Raw genomic sequence first — 1,500 nt, 5'->3', positions numbered from 1 at the left:
CGTTCGGTGCCGACGACAAACATCGGCTGCGCGATGTCGGATAACGCAACTGGACGCCCGCCGACGCAATAGCGTCCTTCGGCGAGATCGTTATGCAGAAAGAGTTGCGTCAGATATTCACTGTGCATGCGATACGGCATGCGCGTCGTGTCCGCGTTCCATGCCATCAAGTCACTCGGTTTGGATCGACGCCCGAGCAGGTACTCGCTCATCACCCGCGACCAGATCAGGTCGCGCGCGTTGAGTAACTGAAAGGCGGCGGCCATCTGTGCACCATCGAGAAAGCCTTGTTCCCACATTAAGGAATCGAGCGCAGCGAGCGCACTTGCGTCGATGAAAAGACCGAGCTCTCCGGGGTCCGTGAAATCCGTCTGAGCAGCGAGAAGCGTGACGGTACGCAGCTCGCCTGCGCGGCCGTCTCGCGCCAGGGTTGCGGCAGCGATCGCGAGGAGCGTGCCACCGAGGCAGTAGCCAACCGCGTGCACCGCTTCGCCAGAACACCGAGCGCGGACTTCGTCGAACGCGGCGAGCAATCCATGTGACAGGTAGTCATTCAGCCCGACATCTCGCGCTTCGGCGCCGGGGTTGCGCCACGAGATCGTGAAGACCGTGTAGCCCTCGCCGACCAGGTAGCGAATCAGCGAATTGTGCGGCTGCAGGTCGAGGACGTAGTACTTCATGATCCACGATGGCACGATCAAGAGAGGCTCGCGGGCCACTTGCGCAGTTGATGGCGAATATTGCAGCAGCTCGCACAAGCTGTTACGCCAGACGACCTTGCCCGGCGTGATGGCGACGTTGCGGCCTGGAACGTAAGGGCTTCGCCGGATGTGCTCGCCTCTGGAACGAGTGGAGTAGTCTTCAAGATCCTCGATCCAGTGCCGCGCGCCTGCGGTGAAATTCGCGCCATCGCTGCGAATCGCAGCTTCGAGCACGACAGGATTTGTCAGCGCGAAGTTGCTCGGCGCGAACGCGTCGAGCATCTGGCGCGCGAGAAAACTCACCACTTGTTCGTGATGCCTGTCGACACCGAGCACGCCGGTAGTTGCGTCCTGCCACCACTGCTGCACTTGCAGAAAGGCATCGCGGTATGCGCTAAATGGCCAGCGCTGCCACGCGGACGCTGAGAAGCGCGGGTCGTCCGTCGGCACGACGGGCCCCGGCGGCCTGTTCCGAGTAGCGTCCCGAGCGAGATCCATACACTTGCCGGGTGAAACCGCCAGATGCAATGCCCAGTCGAGCCACGCCAGACAGATCGAAGCGGGAGAGAGCCCGGATGTGGTCGCGGCGACCATCGCGTGTGCAGCACGATCCAGCGCATGATCCTTGACATTCGTGCGTGGCCGTCCGCAATCGCTTTGTGGCGCCGGAAACGGTGCTGTCGTTTCAGTGAGGTCACGTCTCATACGTATGGCTCGTCGTCGATGTCATTGCATGTGCATACCGCCGTTGATCGCGAGGTCCGCGCCCGTGATGAAGGCAGCGTCATCGGAGCAGAGA

Annotated in this window: 1 protein-coding gene and 1 pseudogene; both read right to left on the bottom strand. The window is 61.8% G+C overall.

Translation table 11 applies throughout. The features are described 5' to 3' along the window. The coding region (locus AWB67_RS37605) for a PHA/PHB synthase family protein (RefSeq protein ID WP_087660835.1) at nt 1-1,406 on the bottom strand (1,406 nt) is incomplete at its 3' end. Nucleotides 1,407-1,427: 21 nt separating this feature from the next. Next, nucleotides 1,428-1,500: pseudogene (locus AWB67_RS40435) on the bottom strand (beta-ketoacyl-ACP reductase); the annotation flags it as partial.

Source organism: Caballeronia terrestris (genome assembly GCF_001544515.1).
GTDB lineage: Bacteria > Pseudomonadota > Gammaproteobacteria > Burkholderiales > Burkholderiaceae > Caballeronia > Caballeronia terrestris.
This window is presented reverse-complemented; position numbering and strand designations above follow the sequence as displayed.